Here is an 18,358-nt window from a genome sequence, read left to right as displayed (position 1 = left end):
TGGTCACTTCATCAGACATTGAAAATCAAAAATTGTTTTTGATGCTTCAATCCTGCGAGTGCCCACACAGATTGCTTGATTCAATTTGTTAAAGAACGTTGCCTTGTCGGCGTCCAGCGCAGCGTGCCGTGCTGGTGAGGGCGCATTATAGGGAGAACGAAACCGCTGACAACCCTTTTTTGTGACCCGGCGAATCGTTCGCTCACAAAATCAGCAAAACGCAGATTGAATGAGTAAATAAATTGAACATTTCAAATGCCAATTTATAATCGACATCTTGAATGTCATGTCGGAGTCACTCCATGCACCAGATCCTGGACCGCGCCCGTGAAGAGAACATCCCCCCTCTGTGGCGACTCGGGTTTCGTCCCTTCTTTTTGTTTGGCGCCCTGTTCTCGGTGCTGGCCATGTTGCTGTGGTGGGGCCAGCTAAGCGGCCATTTCACCCTACCCGGTCTGAGTAACCCCATATGGTGGCATGCTCATGAGATGCTGTTTGGTTTTGGCAGCGCCATCGTGGCTGGTTTTTTACTGACGGCGGTGCAGAACTGGACGGGCTTTCCCGGAGTGCGTGGTCGTCCGCTGCAACTGATGGTGGGATTGTGGCTGTTGCCTCGCCTGCTGCTTCCCTGGTTCGGTGAGCAAATCTGGTGGCTAATGGCAGCCGATCTGATGTGGCTACCGGTGGTCGCCTGGTTTTTAGCGCGGCCCATCGTGCGGGTGCGTCAATGGCGCAACCTGTTCTTTGTGCCACTGCTGCTGGTGCTTACCGGGCTTAACGCCGCCAGCTGGCTGCTGGCCGATAACTGGGTTATCAGCGAAAAGCTGCTGATCGCCACCCTGCTGCTGTTTACCACCCTGATTGCGGTGATGGGCGGGCGGGTCATCCCCTTCTTTACTTCGCGCGCCACCCAAACCAGCAAACTTGCTGCCTGGCCCTGGCTGGAGCGCATTGCACTGGGTGGATTGTGGTTGGTGCTGGCCAGCTGGATCGTGCTGCCCACGGCGTTGTTGCAGCATCCGCTGTGGAGCCTGCTATATACCCTCACCGCGCTGGCTCATGGGCTGCGCCAATCACGCTGGCGTTGGCAGGCTACGGCATCTCATCCGCTGCTCTGGTCGCTGCATCTCTCTTACCTGTTTATTCCTCTGGGACTGCTGGCGCTGGCATTGTGGGCGTATGGCCTGCCGGTCACGCTCTCTGCCAGCAGCCATTTTCTCAGTGCCGGCGCCATGGGCGGCATGATCCTGGCCATGCTGGCACGGGTCTCACTGGGTCATACCGGCCGGATGCTCAAGGTCGGTAGACGGATCACCCTGGCCTTTGCGCTGGTACTGCTGGCTGGTGCGCTGCGCGCTGGCCTTCCTCTGCTAGCGCCGACCCTGCTGCCAGATGCGTGGACATTAGGTGCGCTCGGCTGGGCACTGGCCTATGGGCTGTTTGTCTGGAGCTATCTGCCCATCCTCACCCGGCCACGCGCCGATGGCCAGCCGGGTTAATCGGCCACCATCAGGGATAACGAATAAGGTTGTGAAAACGGGCCGGCTGCTCGCCAAGGTTGCGATAACCGTGCGGGCAGTCGGCCGCAAAACGCGCCGCCTCTCCAGAGCGCAGGCGCTGCCAGCTGCCATCTACCAACACCTCCATCTCCCCTTCAATTACCAGTACATGCTCGCTCACCCCTTCTTCATGGGGCTCTGACTCACGCTGATAGCCGGGCAGCAGCGTCAGCTCAAACAGCTCAAAACCGAGCGTTGGGTCAAAAGGAAACAGCGGTGCCACCAGCATGCCCGCCTCACCCGGTTGGGAGCGCAGCGCGGCGGCAGAGCGAAACAAGGTCGCCGTGCCTTCGCGCAGCGGCGCCTCGAGAAAGCTGGAGAACGATACCTTAAACCCCGTGGCAATCTTCCACAGGGTTGCCACCGTCGGGCTCGACTCCCCACGCTCAATCTGACCGAGCATCGCCTTACTCACTCCGGTCTCCTGAGCGGTTTTGTCCAGACTCCAGCCCAAGGTCTGGCGCAGTTCGCGCAGGCGCAGTGCCACCTGGGCGCCCACCGGATTGCCGGATTGTTGGTTCATACTCCACCCTCTATGACGTCTGCGGTGTCTTGTTACACGGCTCGCTTGTGCGCTATAGCGCACAGTGCTATGGTGTGACGATACTCACAATTGTACGTTATAGCGCACGGAGGCGACATGCGTTTTTCCCTCTCCCACTTAAGTGCCGGTTTTATGGCCGTGCTGGTTGGCTATACCAGCTCGGTGGTGATCATCTTCCAAGCTGCTGCCGCCGCAGGCGCCAATGCCGAGCAGACCGCCTCCTGGCTATGGGCACTCGGACTGGGGATGGGGATAACCTGTATCGGTCTCTCCCTCTATTACCGCATCCCGGTGCTCACTGCCTGGTCAACCCCCGGCGCGGCATTGATGGTGACCAGCTTGGCCGGTGTGGGCCTTAATGAGGCGATCGGCGCTTTTTTGTTTAGCTCGGCCCTGATGGTGCTGTTGGCGTTAAGCGGTGGCGTCGATAAATTGTTGCGCATTCTGCCCAAGCCGCTGGCGGCCGCCATGCTAGCCGGCGTCTTGCTGCGCTTTGGCATGAACCTGTTTACCCCGCTGCCGACGGCGCCTTGGCTGATCATCGGCATGCTGCTGCTGTTTTTACTGGCCAAGCGGCTGATCCCACGCCTGACCATGGTGGTGGTGCTCATTGGCGGCACCCTGCTGGCCTGGGTGCTGACCCCGTTTGATCTCTCGGGGGTAGCGTTTTCGCTGACCACACCGGTCTGGATCACCCCTGCTTTTTCCTGGCACAGCCTGATTGGCGTCGGTATTCCGCTGTTTGTGGTGACCATGGCCTCGCAGAACCTGCCGGGAATGGCGGTGCTGCATGCCCATGGTTATACCCCGAACGCCTCGCCACTGATTGGCTGGACCGGGCTCACCGGCCTGCTGCTGGCCCCCTTTGGTGGCTATGCCTATAACCTCGCGGCCATCACAGCCGCCATCTGTATGGGTAAAGAGGTGGACGAGGATCCGGCCAAACGCTGGCCAGCCGCCGTATGCGCCGGTGGGTTTTATCTATTGAGCGGCCTGTGCGCCGCCAGCGTGGTGAGCCTGTTCGCCGCACTGCCCGGCGCCTTGGTGGCGGCGATTGCCGGGTTGGCGCTGCTTGGCACCATCGGCAGCAGCCTGCATGCCGCACTCTCGGATGATGCCAGCCGCGACAGCGCCATCGTCACGTTTCTGGTCACCGCATCGGGCCTGAGCTGGCTTGGGATTGGCTCGGCATTTTGGGGCATTGTGATCGGATCTATCGTCTGGTGGGCCAGGGCGACGCCGAGGAAATAGTGCAAAGCGCACCATATATAGAGCGACGCTCAGCGCAAAACGCAAACCCTGCGTGCTGCCCCAAACATTCACCCCGCCAACTGGCGGGGTGAATGCGTTAACGGGGGGCTACCGGCGTCCAGTCATAGATGGGCCAATGGCGAGCGCTCGCCACCTCGCGCAGTGACGTCGAAGGATTGGTGGCGTGGGGATGGTCCACCCATTCGAGCATGGGAAGATCGTTCATCGAATCGCTGTAACCAAAGCTGCCGGCACTGGCCTCGCCAAAGATTTCACGAATGCGTGCGACCTTGCCTTCGCGAAACGTCAATGTGCCCACGGTATTGCCGGTCAGGGCGCCATCATGATGGCGCTCAAGCTGGATCGCCAGGCAGTGATCCATCCCCAGCATGCGCGCCATCGGTGCCACCAGATGCTCGCCGGTGGCCGAGATCAGCACCAGGGTATCGCCGCGCTGACGGTGCCACTCGATTTTGGCTAAACCCTCGGCATAAAGACGCGGCCGCAGCCAGCTTTCGCAATAGTGCTGGCACTGCTGCGCCAGCCACTCGGCCGAGTGCCCCAACAGCGGCGCCAACGTGCAGCGCATGTACTCCCGCATATCCAGATCGCCCCGATGATAGCGCTCCATCAGGCGCGCTTCGGTCTCTTGCAGCGCTGGCGTGGCAATACCGCACTCCACCAGAAAGGCAAGCCAGAGGCTGGCCGAATCACCATCAATCAGGGTTTCATCCAAATCAAACAACGCCAACGCCATCAGGCAACCTCACACAGTTCATCAAGAGGGATCATCAATTGCCGCTCGCTCCCCACCGGGTGCAGCTCGTGCACGCTGCGATTAAGCGCATCCACCAGCAGGGGCGTCTCGCCGCACCGTACCCGATAACGCACCACATTACCAAGCAACTGCGCCTCTTCGACCACCACCGGGATCACGCGCTGGGCGATACCGGCCTGCCCGCCTTCTTGCAGCTGCAGCGTTTCCGGGCGCAGCGCCAACGGCCGGGTGATCGGCATACCGAGCAGGCGCGCCGCCACGTCGGGCTCGAGCAGGTTGTAGCTGCCCATAAAGCCGGCCACAAAACGGGTGGCAGGACGGGTATAGATCTCCTCTGGCGTGCCCGACTGCACTATGCTCCCCTTCTCCATCAGGAACACCCGATCCGAGAGGGTCATCGCCTCTTCCTGATCGTGGGTAACAAACAGGGTAGTGAGCTCAAGGTGCTGCACAATGCGGCGAATTTCACTGCGCAGGGTGCGGCGGATCCGGGCATCAAGCGCCGAAAGCGGCTCATCGAGCAGCAAAATCCGTGGCCGCACGACCAAAGCCCGCGCCAGCGCCACCCGCTGCCGTTGCCCACCGGAGAGCGCCGCCGGATAACGATCGGCCAGATGCGAGAGCTCTACCAGTTCCAGTGCTTCCTGCACGCTTTTTTGCAGCTCGCGCCCGGGCTGAGGCTTCATACGCAGGCCAAACGCCACGTTGTCCCACACTGTCATGGTCGGAAACAGGGCGTAGCTCTGAAACACCATGCCGATGCCGCGCTTTTGTGGTGGCAGATCAGTGATATCGTCACCGGCGACGTTAATTCGGCCGGCATCGACCGTGGTCAAGCCGGCAATGGCGCGCAGTAAAGTTGATTTGCCGCAGCCCGAGGGGCCCAGCAGTGTGATGAGCTCTCCTTTGCGAATCCCGAACTCGATGCCGGAGAAAACCGGCGTCTCGCCAAACGCTTTACCCAGCTGGGTCACTTCAAGATGGAACATGATAAGTCACCGACTAAACCGGTTGGCCGCCCAGGTCAGTACCAGGGTCAGCAGGAAATAGCTCATCACCAGAGCACTGGTAAAGTGCCCCGAGGTGGTGCGCATGTTGTAGAGATAGACCTGCAGCGTCTCGTAGCGGGTGCCCACCAGAATGTTGGCAAACACGAACTCGCCAAGCAGAAACGAGAACGAGAGAAACAGCGCCGAGAGCAGCCCTTTGCGCAGGTTGGGCAGCACCACCTTGATAAAGGCCTGGGTGCTGGAGGCGCCGAGCAGGTGCGCGGCATCCATCAGATCGCGCAGGGGAATCGCCTGCAGGTTATTGGCCAGTGCCCGGTACATAAATGGCAACATGATGGTGAACCAGGTGCCAATCAGTATCCACGGCGTACCGATCAGGGTATCGGCGTAGATCTGTAGCAAGCCTACCGACGACACCACGGGCGGCACCGCAAACGGGATTAAGATCAGCAGGTTCATCCAAGGATCGAGGCGCGGCGCGTAATAGAAAATCACCAGCACCAGCGGCACCAATACCAGCGTCCCCAGCGCCAGCGTCCCAAAACAGATCAGCAGGCTGCGGCCGAAGGCGGCCAAAAAGCGCGGATCGCTCCAGAGCTTGAGATACCAGGCTAGGGTCAGATCATCGGGCAGCATGGTGGCGCCCCAGCGGGTGGCCAGCGAATAGAGCAAGGTCGCCAGCAAGGGGAGCAGCAAGATCAGCGTGAGCAGCACTAACGAAACGCGGGCCCAGCGCGGCGAATTAACCATGGGATGCCTCCTTGAACCGCTGGGCGCGGGCAATCAGCCACTGGTTAAGCGCGGTGATCAGCGCCAACCCCGCCATCAGCCACACCGCCAGCGCCGCAGCCAGATTGGGCTCGAGGAAGATATCCCCCGAAACCAGGCTCGCAATGCGGATGGTGACCAGGTTGAAGTTACCGGTCGTCAGTGCATAGGCCGAGGCGTAGGCCCCCACCGCATTGGCCAGCAGGATGATAAACGTGGCCAGCAGCGCAGGCGTCAGCACCGGTAGCGCCACATGCCACACATAGCGGGCGCGCGAGGCACCGAGCAACGCAGCGGCATCGCGCCAGTCATCTTGCAGGGCATCAAACGCCGGATAGAGCAGCAGCAGGGCCAGCGGGATCTGAAAGTAGGTGTAGATAATGATAAGACCGGCGCCGGAGTAGAGGTTAAAGCCCTCAATCACCCCCCACTGGCGCAGCAGCAAGGTCAGGGCCCCGTTGACACCGAGCACGATGATAAAGGCAAAAGCGAGCGGAACGCCGCTGAAATTACCGGTCATGGTGACAAACGCCAGCATGACGCGGCGCACCCGCTCCGAGCTGTAGCGAAGGGCGGCGGCGCCGAGCGTTGCTATCCCAAGCCCCATCAAGCTGGACCAGAGCCCAATGCGCAGGGAGTTGCCAAAAGCTTGCCGATAAAAGGGCGACTCCCAAATCTCGCGGTAATAATCAAAACCAATCCCGTCGGGGGTTTGCACGCTACCGACAATCACCCAGATAAGCGGCGCAATCTGAAACAGGAAGAACAACAGGGCAAAAGGCAGCAACCAGAGAAAGGGCAGGCAACGGCGCAGGCGGCCAAGCCAGCCTGAGCGCGCTAAGGCAGAGCGGTTCATGATGCCCTCCGTGGCGGGATATGATTCATGGATGACCGACATCGTCTCTCCTTGTTAACAGCCAGGGCAGCGCTGGTTTGTCGTGAACAAGACCCAGCAGATCGGCCAGCAAACCGCAGATAGCGGTCTGGGCAATGGGCTGCACCGCCGCTGACAGATTAAACGCCGAGCCCACCAGCCAAAGTGGCACCGAGCGCTCCTCGTCCAGCGTTCCGCCATGGCTGCCATCACTGTTCATGCCGTGATCGGCCGTTATCACCACCTGATAGCCCTCTGCCAGCCAGCCGGGCAGCAGGTTGGCCAGCAGCCCATCCATGCGCCGGGCCTGATTGCGATACTGGGGCGAATCGAGCCCGAAGCGATGCCCGGCATCATCGACACCCATCGGGTGGATCAGCAGAAAATCGGGATCATAAGTCAGTCGCAGCGACTCGCCATCAGCGAGCAGATGGCTGTCCGGATAGCTGTCATCCCAATAGAAGATCCCGTGCGAAATCGGCAAGGTGCTGTCGTGGGTATGCCGATGGGCAAGTTGCCAGGGCGAGCGGTTATACAACTCACTAAACCAGTGATAAGCCGCAGCCGCCGTACTGCGCCCCTGCGCTGTGGCAAGATGAAACAGGGATGTTTGATTGGAAAGGCGGCTGACGCCGTTGTGGACCACGCCACTTTGCACTGGCGCCACGCCTGTCAGCAGACATTCGTAGAGCGGACGGGAGAGCGAAGGCAGCGCGCACTGCACCACGTCATAGCGCGCCATCCCCGCCTCCACCAAGGCAGCAAGGTAGCCCATACCATGGGCTACCTTGGCCGACAGGCCGTCCACCAACACCAGGATGACCTTGTGTTTCACGTCAGACCCCTTATTGCATGTGGATCATGACGTTTTCTTGCCACAGACGCGGCAGCGCCTTGGAGCTCTTCTCCCACGCAGCCTGATCGGCGACCGGCTTGGCCTTGGCATACTGCGCAGGCGGCAGCAGCTTGGCCTTCACGTCATCAGGCAGTGCCACGTTGCTGCGAATGGGACGGGCATAACCACGCGCCAGGTTGATCTGACCGGCATCCGAGAAGATGTATTCACGGGCCAGCTTGGCGGCGTTCGGGTTTTTCGCCCACTTGTTGATGATGGTGGTGTAGCCGGCGATGACCGAGCCATCACTTGGGATCACCACGTCAAATTTCTTGGGGTCAATCTGGTCGCGGTAGTTCAGGGCATTAAAGTCCCACAGCACGCCCACTTCCACCTCGCCCTTTTCGATATTGGCGATGGTCGGATCGTTGAGCGACAGGCGGCCCTGCTCGGCCAGCTTGCCAAAGAAGGCCAGCGCCGGTTTTAGGTTCTTCTCGCTGCCGCCCATGGCATAAGCGGCCGCCAGCACGCCGTTATTGGCCTGCGACGCCACACCGACATCACCGACCGTGATCTTGTATTTACCACTGAGCAGCTCATGCCAGGAGGTGGGGTTTTTCTTGACCAGATCTTTGTTTATCAAAAACGAGATGGTGCCGGTATAGGCCAGCATCCAGTGACCATCCGCATCCTTGGCCCAGTTGGGAATATCAGACCAGGTGCTCGGTTTAAAGGGCTGCGTCACCCCTTGAGCCACGGCCACCGGGCCAAACGCGCCGCCCACATCACCGATGTCGGCAGTGGCATTCTCTTTCTCGGCGGCAAACTTGGCGATCTCCTGGGCCGAGCTCATGTCGGTATCCTGGTGCGCGATAGCGTATTTGCTGCTGATCTGCTGCCAAGTGTCTTTCCAGTTTGCCCAACTATCGGGCATACCGATACTGAACAGCTTGCCCTCGGCGCGGGCGGCTTTCTCGATGTCGGCCAGGTTATCAGCAGCAAACACCGGTTGCATGGCGGCCAGCAGGGCCACGGCAGTGACGAGCGGTTTGTTCATTATCCCATCCTCTGGACTAGCTCAGTTGAAGTACCTGACCGATGCTAGGGAGCAAAAATGACACCTTCGAGGATATTTGATGTCATTTTGGTGACAATATGGGCAGTTGACGCTGCTTTTATAATCTGAAATACCCTTGTCACGCTGACGTGCCACTCTTTATCTGGCCTAGTCCACAGAGCGAGTTCATTTTCATGCCGTTACCCAGCCTGACCCCGTCGAAAAGCGAACAGATTGCCCATACCCTGCGCCAGCTGATCCTGGGACAGAGCTTTGCCGTGGGCGAGCAACTACCCGGCGAACGCGTATTGGGCGAGCGGTTTGCCACCACCCGCATTACCGTGAAAGATGCGCTGCAACGCCTTGAAGCAGAAGGACTTATCTATAGCGCCGGACGACGTGGCTGGTTTGTGACGCCGCCGCGCCTGACCTACGATCCGGCGCGTCACCACCATTTTCATCACTGGATCAAAAGCGAGGCGCGCGAAGCAAGCACCACCTTGCTCGGCTGCGAGCAGCAACTGGCTGACGGTGACCTCTGCCACTGGATGTCGGTTGCCCCGCTGACGCCGCTGCTGGCCATTCGGCGCCTGCGCGCCATCGACGGTCGCGCCGTGCTGCATGTGACCCATCACCTGCTGGCCAGACGTTTTATCGGGATTGAGCAGGAAGATTTGACCAGCTCGCTCACCACCCTCTATGCCGAGCGCTTTGGCATTATTCAGGGGGCATCACGGCTGGAGATTGAAGCGACTGCGGCGCGCGGCGAAGTGGCGCGGTCTCTGATGCTGGCCGAAGGCAGCCAGGTGCTACGCATTCGAAGGCTGAATTTCGATGGGCAGGGGCAACTTATTGACAGTGACACCGAGCACTGGCGCCCCGATGCCATTCGCATTCAACTGAGCGTACCGGCGCCCTGCACGGCCCAGCCATAGCGTGGCACGAGCAAGCTCAGGATTGTTCGGGTGAGTAATACAGGGTTTTGCCGCACTGGGCGCAGAAGTGTTCGCGATGATAGGTGCGATTAAGCAGTGCCCGTACCTGGACCCGGTGATGGCCGCAGGCAAAACAGCTGACCCCTTGGTCCATGGCATGCTCCGGGTGAGTTTGCCGATACCAGTGGTAAGTCATCTTCTGAAAACGCGAGAGCTGTCTAAACCGCGTGACCATGATGAACAAGGGGATAAAAAAGAACATGCCGCCCCACACCAAGCCAAACAGATTGAATCCCGATCTCAACGTGCCGAAAAGTGCCACTGCACCGACAGCCATAAACAGTGAGCAGAACAGTACGATAAACATTTTTGAGAGGGTATATTTCACAATCGCATCGCCGCTAACCAAGCACCGGCATGAATGTACCGCCTCAAACAAAGCCCGGCTACCAAGCTCCACAGGAAAATATTAATCGCCGCACAAAGAGCAATAATCACCCTATTGTTGAGTGCTCACCAAATAATGAAGCTGACGTACCCGTTCGTGTCGTGGCCACCGATTAATCCCAGGTTTTATCCAGATCATCGGCATAGAGCAAAATCGCCCGTTGATATTGCTTGATGGCATCAAGATCGGTGGTCGATACCAGCATGGTCAACAACCGGGAGACCGCCTCTTTAGGCCGACCCACGTTGTACAGGCACATAGCATAAAAAGGGATCACCTCAGCGGCATCAGGATATTCAGTCATGGTCAGTTCAAACGTGGTCAGCGCCTCATCATAGCGACCCAATGAACGCTGGGTACTGGCCAAGCCAAAGAGCGCATCAAAGCGTTCACTCTTTGTCAGTGGGCAAGATAAGGCCGCTTGGTAATAACTCACCGCATCGCTCTCGCGCCCCTCATTATCATACGACCAAGCAATATGCAGTGCGGCCACACCACCGGTATAGTTATCGCCAAGTAGCGGGGTCAATAAGGCTCTGGATTGTGCAAATTCCCCCGTTTTCCTTAACGCTATGGCCTGCTTAATCACGGCATCCATTGATATTCCACCTTACTGTTTCCAAGCACCCATACTCTGCGCACGGCTAACATATCAAGAATGTACAGACTGCAGATAGTCATCGCACACATCCAGGGTATAAACAGTTCGCGATTGCACCAGACAATCGCGCATCTTCTGGCGAGCAGTTAAATAAACCGGGTCGGTCAATTGATGATCCCTTTCCCACTGCGCCCGATCCGGCCACTGCGCATAGCCCACGAATATCAGCGGATTCTCCGAGCAATGCAGCCGAGAGCCGTAACTACCACAAAACTGGTAGATAGCCTTGGTCACATCCAGCCATGCCGCACGAAACGCCGCTTCAGTGCCGGCTTTGATTTCAAATTCATAGACCGCAATAAACATTTTTGCTCCCTGCAAACGGCCAAGCTGTATTTATTATACTTACCTTATTCATAACATAACGCCGAGAGCATAACCTATTTAAATACACCTCTCTTTAATCAACAATAAATAATTTCGCCCCTACCGTGGTCGATGACCGGTGTGGCTCAGCATTGTCTGCAACCTGATAGCTCATACCCGGCGTTAATATAAATTCTCGCCCATCGTCCAACTCGGTACGAAGTTCTCCTTCCAAGCAAAACAACACATGTCCCTTTTTGCACCAATGATCGGCGACATAACCAGCCGAGTACTCGACCAAACGCACTCGAATGTCCCCAAAGCGTTGGGTATGCCACAAAGCAAAACCAGACTCACCTGGATGGGTAGTCGGTGGAATATCGGCCCAATGAGTGACACAGAACGGAATATTATGCATCTCCATATACAACAGCTCCTTATGGTTGAATTTTACCTATCGCAGATACCACTCGAAAAAGCAACAACCAGTGAAACATCAGACCACTTTCAGTAATGCGTTGAAGGCGCCGGAGGCTGGCTAAATCCCAGCATGACGGGATATCCAGCATAGATGGCGGCATGGGTAATGGTTATGTGGTGCTTCTCCTGACAGTGTTTCAGAAAAGGCGCTGTCATAATGCACCCGTTTTTAGTGGACACTTGCCTTTGACAGCAAGTTGAGCACCGCGACTCCACTAATGATAAGCCCGATACCAATAAATCCCCATGAGTCCAGCTTTTGGTCATGAATAACCCATGCAATCGCTGTGACTAATACAATACCGAGGCCAGACCAAACAGCATATGCAATTCCAACCGGAATAGACTTGAGTGTGAGCGACAGAAAGTAAAACGCAGACACATACCCTGCCACAATGAGTAATGACGGTGCTAATCTTGTAAAACCCTCACTAGATTTGAGTGCCGACGTTGCAATAACTTCAGAAATGATGGCAGTAGCTAAAAATAACCAATTTTTCATGTTTCCTCTCCTATCATTACGGTGAGGGAATTGTAATTTTTCGGCCTAAAAATAAACAGTCTTGTTTTAAAATAAAATATGTGTGCACGGATAAGCGCCCACCGACGAGAAACGGTTGGACGCCCACAATTTAAAACAAGCCCCTGAGCAATTGGGATGGCTTACTGGTTAGTCGCAAGAAATATGTATGGCCCGTCGTAATGGGCTGGAAACCTTGTATTTTGGCAAATCAACCGTTTTACCCACAGACAGGTTCGCCACCAACAATGGCGGTAGTGCTCGGATAACAATCAATAAAAACGAGTCAGTGCTTAGGATGACGACATCACTGCCGGCCGATTTGCAGTTATGCACGAGAAGCACAGCACGTAGTTTTCGGCCTAAATTGACTCGCGCCATCCTTGGCGCTCGCCCTGTGGGCAGCCTGCGGCAGTCCCAAACGGCAGTCCTGCCGTTTGGTCGAACAGGGTTCGAACCCAATCCGCCCATCACCGGATAAAACAAAAAGGCCCCGTCTTGAGACATGTGCTGCTCTAACCGGTCGGTTTGATTATTCCCGGTCGGGATTGACTCGCGCCATCCCTGACGCTCGCCCTTGCGGGCAGCTTGCAGCTGTCCCAAACGGCAATCCTGCCGTTTGGTCGAACAGGGTTCGAACCCAATCCGCCCATCACCGGATAAAACAAAAAGGCCCCGTCTTGCGACGGGGCCTTTTTGTTTTATTTGGCGGTGAGGGAGGGATTCGAACCCTCGATACGTTGCCGTATACACACTTTCCAGGCGTGCTCCTTCAGCCACTCGGACACCTCACCAAATTCTGATTCCTTGTTTAGGCGTGGAATCTCACCTTTTTCCAGTTCAGTGTTCTTGTGGCTGCGTCGCACGCTTTGCGTGCTCTCCTTTATCGCCAGCTTCGCTGGCTTGGGGCAGCAACTCGGACACCTCACCAAATTTTGTTAGTTCAGTATGGTGGCTGTGCGAAGTACGCTATGCGTGCTTTTATGTCGACGTTGTCGACGGGCAGCCACTCGGACACCTCACCAAATTTTTCATTCACTCACATTTAAGTGATGTCGAATGATTGTTCCACGCAGTAGCGCTGGAACGAGGCGTAATGTAGGCAATTGGCAGGGCATGGTCAATGCAAACTTGTGATTTGTGAATCGTTCGCTCAAAAACCACGCCAATTGCCTAAAAACCCTACATAACGCCAGATTCAAACCACTGGGTGATGCGCGTGAGGGTGTTGATGCACGCCCGCCAGCGCCTCTTCGACGGTGCCGAAAAAGGCGAACTGTCCGGCCACTGGATGCACCTTGGCACGCGCCAAGGTCTTAAGTGGTTGGAACTGCAATTCGGCCAGTCGCAGCTCAATACCATCGCGAGCCAGCTGTTTTTGGAACTGCAGCAGGGCCGACAGACCACCGGCATCGAGCACCGTCACCGATTCGAGTTGCAACACCAGGATGCGCTGCGATTGCACCATACCGAGTAACTCGCCAAACACCCGCTCGGCGGCGGCAAAGAACAGCGGACCGTTAATTTTATAGAGCAAGATGCCCTCTGGGATGGTGTGTGCATGGCGGCGATCGTCGGCCAGATTGTGCAGCCGGGTCATTCGCGCCACTTCGCGCATAAACAGGAGCGCCGCCAGGATCACCCCAAAGGTAATGGCGATCACCATGTCGAAAATCACGGTCAGCGACAGACAAACCAGCAACACCAGCACATCGGCCTTGGGGGCGCGGCGGATAAGATCAACGGTCTTATGCGCCTCACTCATGTTCCAGGCCACCAGCAACAGCAGTGCGGCCATGGCAGAGAGCGGCAGCCAGGAGAGCAAAGGGGCCAGCACCAAAATCGCGGCCAGCACCACCAGCGAATGGATGATGGCCGATACGGGCGAGCTGGCACCGGCGCGCACGTTGGCCGCCGAGCGGGCAATGGCTGCGGTCGCCGTGATCCCGCCAAAAAACGGGGCCAGCAAGTTACCAATCCCCTGCCCCACCAGCTCGGCATTGGAGCTGTGCTTGCGGCCGGTCATGCCATCGAGCACCACTGCGCACAACAGCGATTCAATCGCCCCCAGCATGGCCATGGAAAAGGCGGCGGGCAACAGACGCTCGAGAGCCGCCAGATCCCACACCACAGCTTGGCCATCGGGGCCGGGCAGCGCCCAGGGTAAAATCAGCTCAGGTGCAATCGGCGGGATGCCGCTGCCTTGCGTGCCATCGGCCAGAGTGAAGTGAAAGCGTGAACCGATGGTGGCCACATCCACCCCTGCCATATGCAGCGCAAGCCCAAGGCCTACCCCAACCAACACGGCCGGCAGATGACCGGGCACGGGCAATTTAAGGCGCGGCCAGAGCAGCAGCACCGCCAGCGTAGCCACCCCCACCAGCGTGTCTCCCCACTGCCAGCTTGGCAATGCGTGCGCCAGTGCCGCGACTTTACCCAGATAGGTTTCCGGCATCTCGGTCACAGTCAGGCCAAGAAAGTCCTTGATTTGTAAGGTGGCGATCACAATGGCAATACCACCGGTAAAGCCCAGCGTCACTGACGGTGGAATGTACTCAATCAGCCGGCCCAAACGGGCCATCCCCATGGCGACCAAAAACACGCCCGAGAGCAGGGTGGCCATCAGCAGGCCCGACAAGCCAAATTGTTGGGCTACCGGATAGAGGATGACCACAAACGCAGCGGTCGGCCCCGAGATAGAGAAGCGTGAGCCACCGGTGACAGCAATCACAATACCGGCGATCACTGCCGTATACAGCCCGTGTTGAGGCGGGACACCACTGGCAATCGCCAGTGCCATGGCCAGGGGAATGGCGATGATGCCGACCGTGATACCGGCGACCAGATCGCGACCCAGCCGGGTCAGGTTATAAGGTTCATGGAAACAGGCTTGGCGTAGGGCAATGCCCAGCCGGACGCTTTGTAGCTGTGATTGGTGTTGCATCGACATGAATAACCGCAAGGAGAACAACATGACCGGTCGAAACCGGAGCCCGACAGTCATCGGGGCGTCGGCAAGCAAGGAGGTCGGCGCGACGATGGAATCATATTAACCATACGCCGCCGGGGCTGCATTTGCGAGGATCCCGATCAAATTCTGCTATTTTTGTTCTTTTTTATTTCCGAGCGCCATTTTGCCTACATTATCGATGGCGATGCCATACTATACGCGGCTCGTGTGTGTGAACCGATACCACACTGTATACGCTATCCCCTGCGCCGGCCTTCGGCGGTGCCCAGATAGACGCTGCATATTCTTGCAAAAACGCCAAGGCAATCACCAAGTCTCTCTATCTATAAGTCAACAGCTTGATAGTGGACATCATCAAATCATAACAAATTGATTTTTAATGATTTTAATAAGTGACCGGCGATGAGGACTCATTTTGTTTCCGCCACTTAACGCTTGCTCATTGCTGACACTGTTCCCACTTGCAGAACATGAATCACAAGATACGTATTGCTGGCTTTTTATCCTGCCAAGATGCCGCCGCAACAGAAGGTTAACCAGATGATTGTATTAGGATTAATCAGTTGGCATCGGTTTTCCCATCGATCACACCAGCATGCTTGACAGCCACCGGCTCGGTCATTAACATTCGCCCCGTTCCAGCGTTAGCCGGAACGTCAATTCCCTCGTAGTTCAGTCGGTAGAACGGCGGACTGTTAATCCGTATGTCACAGGTTCAAGTCCTGTCGAGGGAGCCACATTCGAAAGCCCAGCCTTTGGTTGGGCTTTTTCGTATCCATCTCTCCATTGTTTCAACCTGAGCCAGCTACCCCACACCGCTTGCTCTGCCACATTCCCCCTCGCAGTGAATGCTCCACTCTCCCTGTTTTCTCTCAACTCAAATTAGACTAACGATTACTCCGGTCCCTATCCGGTCAGCTCCGTAGGTGAATGGGTCACGATCTAGCCCAAACCAGAAATCATCCCCTCCCCTGACGTAAATCCCCCCAGCCTCCCTCCGGTCACAGCTTCCGGTCTTTCTGCTGGGAGACCATGGGGATTCTCAGACCGGAACTTGTTGCACTGGCGTCGAGATAATGCAGATAGAAAGATGCAGAGCCGCACGAGTGGCAATGGAAGAGGAATGGTGCTTGGCGCAGATCGGAGCAAGTCTGGGGCATATCCGGTCTTTGGGACTGTGGCTGAGCTTGCTCGGAGTTGTGCAAAGTCGCGTCGTCGCCGACGAGGTGGCTGGTCCCCCTATAGAAAGCCTAACGGCGTTGTTGCCCAAATTAGTCAGAAGTCATGACTTCCCCTGCCCAGGTGACCGCTACACTCGGGGCTTTCTGACAGGTAGACCAAGGGTATTCAGTTTATTTATGGCGCTTACATACGCCATGACTTCTCCCACTTGGCCGTTGTAGTTACGCAGACTGATTTTCCCCGCCAGCAACTGCTTGAACCGATACATCGCTGTTTCCGCCAGCGAGCGACGTTGATACCTCGATATCTTCTTCCAGTGTGCCAGTCCTTCCTTGTGCATTACCTGCACAGCCTCATTTCTTGGATGTCCCTTTTCCCATATTCACCCCGAGCAAGGCCGCAGAAGCCGCCATGCTCACCGTAATGAAGAACATGCGCGCCGACAAGCTCAAGCAGCTGGAGGCCAAACGCGCAGCCTGATGAATGTGGCATGAGGTTTGGGGAGCATATGCTCCCCTTTTTTGCACCTGCATTGAAAAAAATACCCAACAAGCGTATATGATTTTTTCAATATTCCTCATTTTTGAAAAATAATGGCCTACAAACGTCCCCCGAATTTCAATCACCTCGAGTTTAGAAGCCAGATGGGTGAGTACCTTGCTGACCCGGCTGTTAGCTCTACTTACCTCGACTATCTGAGCTCTGCCGTAGATGGACAGGGGCGCTATCTCCCGTTTGATGATTTTCGGATGCGCGTCAGAAAGCCTGCCAACGAGAACGTAGCTTGGCTGTTCAAGAGGCTGGCCAGACACAACCAATCCTTCAAGGTTATGGAGATTGGTGATGACCGTGCGCCGGCCACATTGCACGTTACTGCCGATATGCAGCGGATTTGTTCATTAGTGGACAAGAACGCTACCGTGGCCGCTCTGACGGTGATGAAGCAGGAGTTTGGAGAGGAGAGATATGCCGACTACTTGCTTCAAGACCTCGTGGATGAGGAGTCGATAAGCAGCAGCCAGCTGGAGGGCGCAGCAACAACGACTATCGTGGCCAAGGAGATGTTGTCCGAAAAGCGGAAGCCAAGAACACCGGACGAGAGAATGGTGTTGGGTAATTGGCACATGATGAAGAAGGCGATGGAGTTGAGCGACAGACCTCTGTCAATCGAGCTGATCCTGGAGCTCCATTCGGCCGGTGTGCTGGGCATTGATGACGAGAAGTACACTCCTGGCGAGTTCAGAACCAAGGATGATGTGGTCGTTGAGGATAGCGAAGGTGGCGTAGTTCATACCCCTCCCCTAGCTGCAGGCATAAGAGACCGCTTAATGAGACTGTGCGAGTGGGCTAACACGCCCCATGATGGGCCAGACTCGCCTAACTATATTCACCCGCTGATCAAGGCCATGATTCTCCATTTCAACATAGGGTTCGAGCACCCATTCAGAGATGGGAATGGCCGAGTTGCCAGAGCGCTCTTCTACTGGTTCATGTTCAAACATGGCTACCGGACGTTCGAGTTTGTGTCGATCAGCGCTCTGTTGAAAAAGGCCGCCACGGCTTACGGTAAGTCATACGTTCACACGGAGCATGACGCTCTCGATTTGACCTACTTCGTGCATTACCAATGCGGAATTGTGGAAAGAGCTCTTGATGGGTTCTTGGATCGGTTTGGGGATGGCCTGCGGAAAATGCTGGCAACTGAGATGGCTGTGAGGTCTCAGATGAAGATAACGCCGAAAGATCTGGATGTTGCAATGGCTCTCGCTGCAAAAAGCGCCTCTGGTTCGGAATCAACGGTGTCTGCTCTGAGCAAGACCACTGGGGCGGCTTACAACACGGTGAGCGGCGCTATAAAGAAATTGGAGAAAGGCCAAATGGTTGTTGAGAGAGAGGGAAAGCGGTATTCAATCTCCCCATCACTAGCTGACGAGATATTGGACAAAGCCCTCTCAATCGTAACGGGGCCGTCTACTTCTGATATGGCTAAAATTTTGGGGTCTGAGTTTTCGAGAATGGATAGGCTGGCGAGGAAGAACGCATTGCTAAAAAAATGAGCGCCTTGGGCTGGCGCTCATATGGCGCCGGTCATTACTTCGTAAAGATGCCCCGCACTTTGGCTAAAGCCTGATCCGCGACCGTGGCCTGGGAGCACTCCAGTGAATCGCCCCCGCCTCAC

The 18,358-nt window shown here is 56.5% G+C and carries 18 protein-coding genes, 2 tRNA genes and 1 pseudogene; 5 read left to right on the top strand and 16 right to left on the bottom strand.

Annotated elements, in window-relative coordinates:
* Window positions 1-302 precede the first annotated feature (302 nt).
* Complete coding sequence (locus BW958_RS02770) at window positions 303-1,499, top strand: NnrS family protein (RefSeq protein ID WP_076574033.1); 1,197 nt, start codon at window positions 303-305, stop codon at window positions 1,497-1,499.
* 10 nt (window positions 1,500-1,509) lie between these two features.
* Here the strand turns inward: BW958_RS02770 and BW958_RS02765 are convergent, their stop codons facing one another.
* The gene (locus BW958_RS02765; RefSeq protein ID WP_076574031.1) at window positions 1,510-2,082 is read right to left on the bottom strand and encodes a helix-turn-helix domain-containing protein; all 573 of its coding nucleotides are present in this window, start codon (window positions 2,080-2,082) and stop codon (window positions 1,510-1,512) included.
* 117 nt (window positions 2,083-2,199) lie between these two features.
* Between BW958_RS02765 and BW958_RS02760 the strand changes: the two genes are divergently transcribed.
* Window positions 2,200-3,354 (top strand): benzoate/H(+) symporter BenE family transporter, encoded by a 1,155-nt coding sequence (locus tag BW958_RS02760; RefSeq protein ID WP_076574029.1) that lies wholly within the window; start codon window positions 2,200-2,202, stop codon window positions 3,352-3,354.
* Window positions 3,355-3,451: 97 nt separating this feature from the next.
* Here the strand turns inward: BW958_RS02760 and BW958_RS02755 are convergent, their stop codons facing one another.
* From BW958_RS02755 to BW958_RS02730, 6 genes are read right to left on the bottom strand one after another with little or no spacing between them, the layout of a single operon-like run.
* Window positions 3,452-4,111 (bottom strand): HAD family hydrolase, encoded by a 660-nt coding sequence (locus BW958_RS02755; protein ID WP_076574027.1) that lies wholly within the window; start codon window positions 4,109-4,111, stop codon window positions 3,452-3,454.
* Window positions 4,111-5,121 (bottom strand): ABC transporter ATP-binding protein, encoded by a 1,011-nt coding sequence (locus tag BW958_RS02750; protein ID WP_076574025.1) that lies wholly within the window; start codon window positions 5,119-5,121, stop codon window positions 4,111-4,113. The genes BW958_RS02755 and BW958_RS02750 overlap by 1 nt, the downstream gene beginning before the upstream one ends.
* A gap of 6 nt (window positions 5,122-5,127) precedes the next feature.
* Window positions 5,128-5,892 carry an ABC transporter permease gene (locus BW958_RS02745; protein ID WP_076574023.1) on the bottom strand — a complete coding sequence of 255 codons (765 nt, stop codon included), beginning with the start codon at window positions 5,890-5,892 and terminating at the stop codon, window positions 5,128-5,130.
* A complete protein-coding gene (locus tag BW958_RS02740) occupies window positions 5,885-6,766 on the bottom strand; it encodes an ABC transporter permease (protein WP_076574133.1) in 882 nt (293 codons plus the stop codon). Before BW958_RS02740 ends, BW958_RS02745 begins: the two co-directional genes overlap by 8 nt.
* Before the next feature lie 25 nt (window positions 6,767-6,791).
* The gene (locus tag BW958_RS02735) at window positions 6,792-7,619 is read right to left on the bottom strand and encodes an alkaline phosphatase family protein (protein WP_076574021.1); all 828 of its coding nucleotides are present in this window, start codon (window positions 7,617-7,619) and stop codon (window positions 6,792-6,794) included.
* Window positions 7,620-7,629: 10 nt separating this feature from the next.
* Window positions 7,630-8,676, bottom strand: a complete 1,047-nt coding sequence (locus BW958_RS02730) for an ABC transporter substrate-binding protein (RefSeq protein ID WP_076574019.1) — start codon at window positions 8,674-8,676, stop codon at window positions 7,630-7,632.
* A 194-nt stretch (window positions 8,677-8,870) separates the two neighbouring features.
* Here BW958_RS02730 and BW958_RS02725 point away from each other — a divergent pair, with 194 nt between their 5' ends.
* The gene (locus BW958_RS02725; protein WP_076574017.1) at window positions 8,871-9,611 is read left to right on the top strand and encodes a UTRA domain-containing protein; all 741 of its coding nucleotides are present in this window, start codon (window positions 8,871-8,873) and stop codon (window positions 9,609-9,611) included.
* Window positions 9,612-9,627: 16 nt separating this feature from the next.
* Here BW958_RS02725 and BW958_RS20480 read toward each other — a convergent pair whose 3' ends face one another.
* The 8 genes from BW958_RS20480 to dauA all read right to left on the bottom strand — a co-directional run bounded on the left by BW958_RS20480 (window position 9,628) and on the right by dauA (window position 14,970).
* Window positions 9,628-9,765 (bottom strand): hypothetical protein, encoded by a 138-nt coding sequence (locus tag BW958_RS20480; RefSeq protein ID WP_179078805.1) that lies wholly within the window; start codon window positions 9,763-9,765, stop codon window positions 9,628-9,630.
* 406 nt (window positions 9,766-10,171) lie between these two features.
* Window positions 10,172-10,657: a tetratricopeptide repeat protein gene (locus tag BW958_RS02715; protein WP_076574014.1), complete on the bottom strand. Its 486-nt coding sequence runs from the start codon at window positions 10,655-10,657 to the stop codon at window positions 10,172-10,174.
* 54 nt (window positions 10,658-10,711) lie between these two features.
* Entirely contained in the window at window positions 10,712-11,026 is a 315-nt protein-coding gene (locus BW958_RS02710) for a putative quinol monooxygenase (RefSeq protein WP_076574012.1), read from the bottom strand.
* A 94-nt stretch (window positions 11,027-11,120) separates the two neighbouring features.
* Window positions 11,121-11,450 carry a DHCW motif cupin fold protein gene (locus BW958_RS02705; RefSeq protein ID WP_076574010.1) on the bottom strand — a complete coding sequence of 110 codons (330 nt, stop codon included), beginning with the start codon at window positions 11,448-11,450 and terminating at the stop codon, window positions 11,121-11,123.
* 225 nt (window positions 11,451-11,675) lie between these two features.
* The gene (locus tag BW958_RS02700; RefSeq protein WP_076574008.1) at window positions 11,676-12,008 is read right to left on the bottom strand and encodes a Qac family quaternary ammonium compound efflux SMR transporter; all 333 of its coding nucleotides are present in this window, start codon (window positions 12,006-12,008) and stop codon (window positions 11,676-11,678) included.
* 168 nt (window positions 12,009-12,176) lie between these two features.
* Complete coding sequence (locus tag BW958_RS20240; protein ID WP_143232987.1) at window positions 12,177-12,629, bottom strand: hypothetical protein; 453 nt, start codon at window positions 12,627-12,629, stop codon at window positions 12,177-12,179.
* 103 nt (window positions 12,630-12,732) lie between these two features.
* A tRNA-Ser gene (locus BW958_RS02695) sits at window positions 12,733-12,820 on the bottom strand.
* Between the two features lie 404 nt (window positions 12,821-13,224).
* The gene (dauA, locus tag BW958_RS02690; protein ID WP_076574131.1) at window positions 13,225-14,970 is read right to left on the bottom strand and encodes a C4-dicarboxylic acid transporter DauA; all 1,746 of its coding nucleotides are present in this window, start codon (window positions 14,968-14,970) and stop codon (window positions 13,225-13,227) included.
* A gap of 688 nt (window positions 14,971-15,658) precedes the next feature.
* Here dauA and BW958_RS02685 point away from each other — a divergent pair.
* Window positions 15,659-15,734 (top strand) — tRNA-Asn (locus BW958_RS02685).
* Between the two features lie 572 nt (window positions 15,735-16,306).
* On the opposite strand, the pseudogene BW958_RS02680 reads toward BW958_RS02685, so the two are convergent.
* Window positions 16,307-16,561, bottom strand: a pseudogene (locus BW958_RS02680) (IS5/IS1182 family transposase); the annotation flags it as partial.
* Between the two features lie 211 nt (window positions 16,562-16,772).
* On the opposite strand from BW958_RS02680, the gene BW958_RS02675 reads away from it, so the two are divergent.
* On the top strand, window positions 16,773-18,236 hold the full coding sequence (locus BW958_RS02675) for a Fic family protein (protein WP_076574006.1): 1,464 nt from the start codon (window positions 16,773-16,775) through the stop codon (window positions 18,234-18,236).
* The last annotated feature ends 122 nt before the right edge of the window (window positions 18,237-18,358 follow it).

Source organism: Aeromonas sp. RU39B (assembly GCF_900156095.1).
Taxonomy (GTDB): domain Bacteria; phylum Pseudomonadota; class Gammaproteobacteria; order Enterobacterales; family Aeromonadaceae; genus Aeromonas.
Note: the sequence above shows the minus strand (reverse complement) of the source record. Positions and strands in the feature narration are given on the sequence as shown.

Coding starts and splice junctions, on each gene's coding strand:
- BW958_RS02755 (WP_076574027.1), bottom strand. CDS start 4,111: ATGGCGTTGGCGTTGTTTGATTTGGATGAAACCCTGATTGATGGTGAT.
- dauA (WP_076574131.1), bottom strand. CDS start 14,970: ATGCAACACCAATCACAGCTACAAAGCGTCCGGCTGGGCATTGCCCTA.
- BW958_RS02730 (WP_076574019.1), bottom strand. CDS start 8,676: ATGAACAAACCGCTCGTCACTGCCGTGGCCCTGCTGGCCGCCATGCAA.
- BW958_RS02760 (WP_076574029.1), top strand. CDS start 2,200: ATGCGTTTTTCCCTCTCCCACTTAAGTGCCGGTTTTATGGCCGTGCTG.
- BW958_RS02705 (WP_076574010.1), bottom strand. CDS start 11,450: ATGGAGATGCATAATATTCCGTTCTGTGTCACTCATTGGGCCGATATT.
- BW958_RS02740 (WP_076574133.1), bottom strand. CDS start 6,766: ATGAACCGCTCTGCCTTAGCGCGCTCAGGCTGGCTTGGCCGCCTGCGC.
- BW958_RS02770 (WP_076574033.1), top strand. CDS start 303: ATGCACCAGATCCTGGACCGCGCCCGTGAAGAGAACATCCCCCCTCTG.
- BW958_RS20480 (WP_179078805.1), bottom strand. CDS start 9,765: ATGGACCAAGGGGTCAGCTGTTTTGCCTGCGGCCATCACCGGGTCCAG.
- BW958_RS02765 (WP_076574031.1), bottom strand. CDS start 2,082: ATGAACCAACAATCCGGCAATCCGGTGGGCGCCCAGGTGGCACTGCGC.
- BW958_RS02715 (WP_076574014.1), bottom strand. CDS start 10,657: ATGGATGCCGTGATTAAGCAGGCCATAGCGTTAAGGAAAACGGGGGAA.
- BW958_RS02700 (WP_076574008.1), bottom strand. CDS start 12,008: ATGAAAAATTGGTTATTTTTAGCTACTGCCATCATTTCTGAAGTTATT.
- BW958_RS02675 (WP_076574006.1), top strand. CDS start 16,773: ATGGCCTACAAACGTCCCCCGAATTTCAATCACCTCGAGTTTAGAAGC.
- BW958_RS02725 (WP_076574017.1), top strand. CDS start 8,871: ATGCCGTTACCCAGCCTGACCCCGTCGAAAAGCGAACAGATTGCCCAT.
- BW958_RS02710 (WP_076574012.1), bottom strand. CDS start 11,026: ATGTTTATTGCGGTCTATGAATTTGAAATCAAAGCCGGCACTGAAGCG.
- BW958_RS02750 (WP_076574025.1), bottom strand. CDS start 5,121: ATGTTCCATCTTGAAGTGACCCAGCTGGGTAAAGCGTTTGGCGAGACG.
- BW958_RS02745 (WP_076574023.1), bottom strand. CDS start 5,892: ATGGTTAATTCGCCGCGCTGGGCCCGCGTTTCGTTAGTGCTGCTCACG.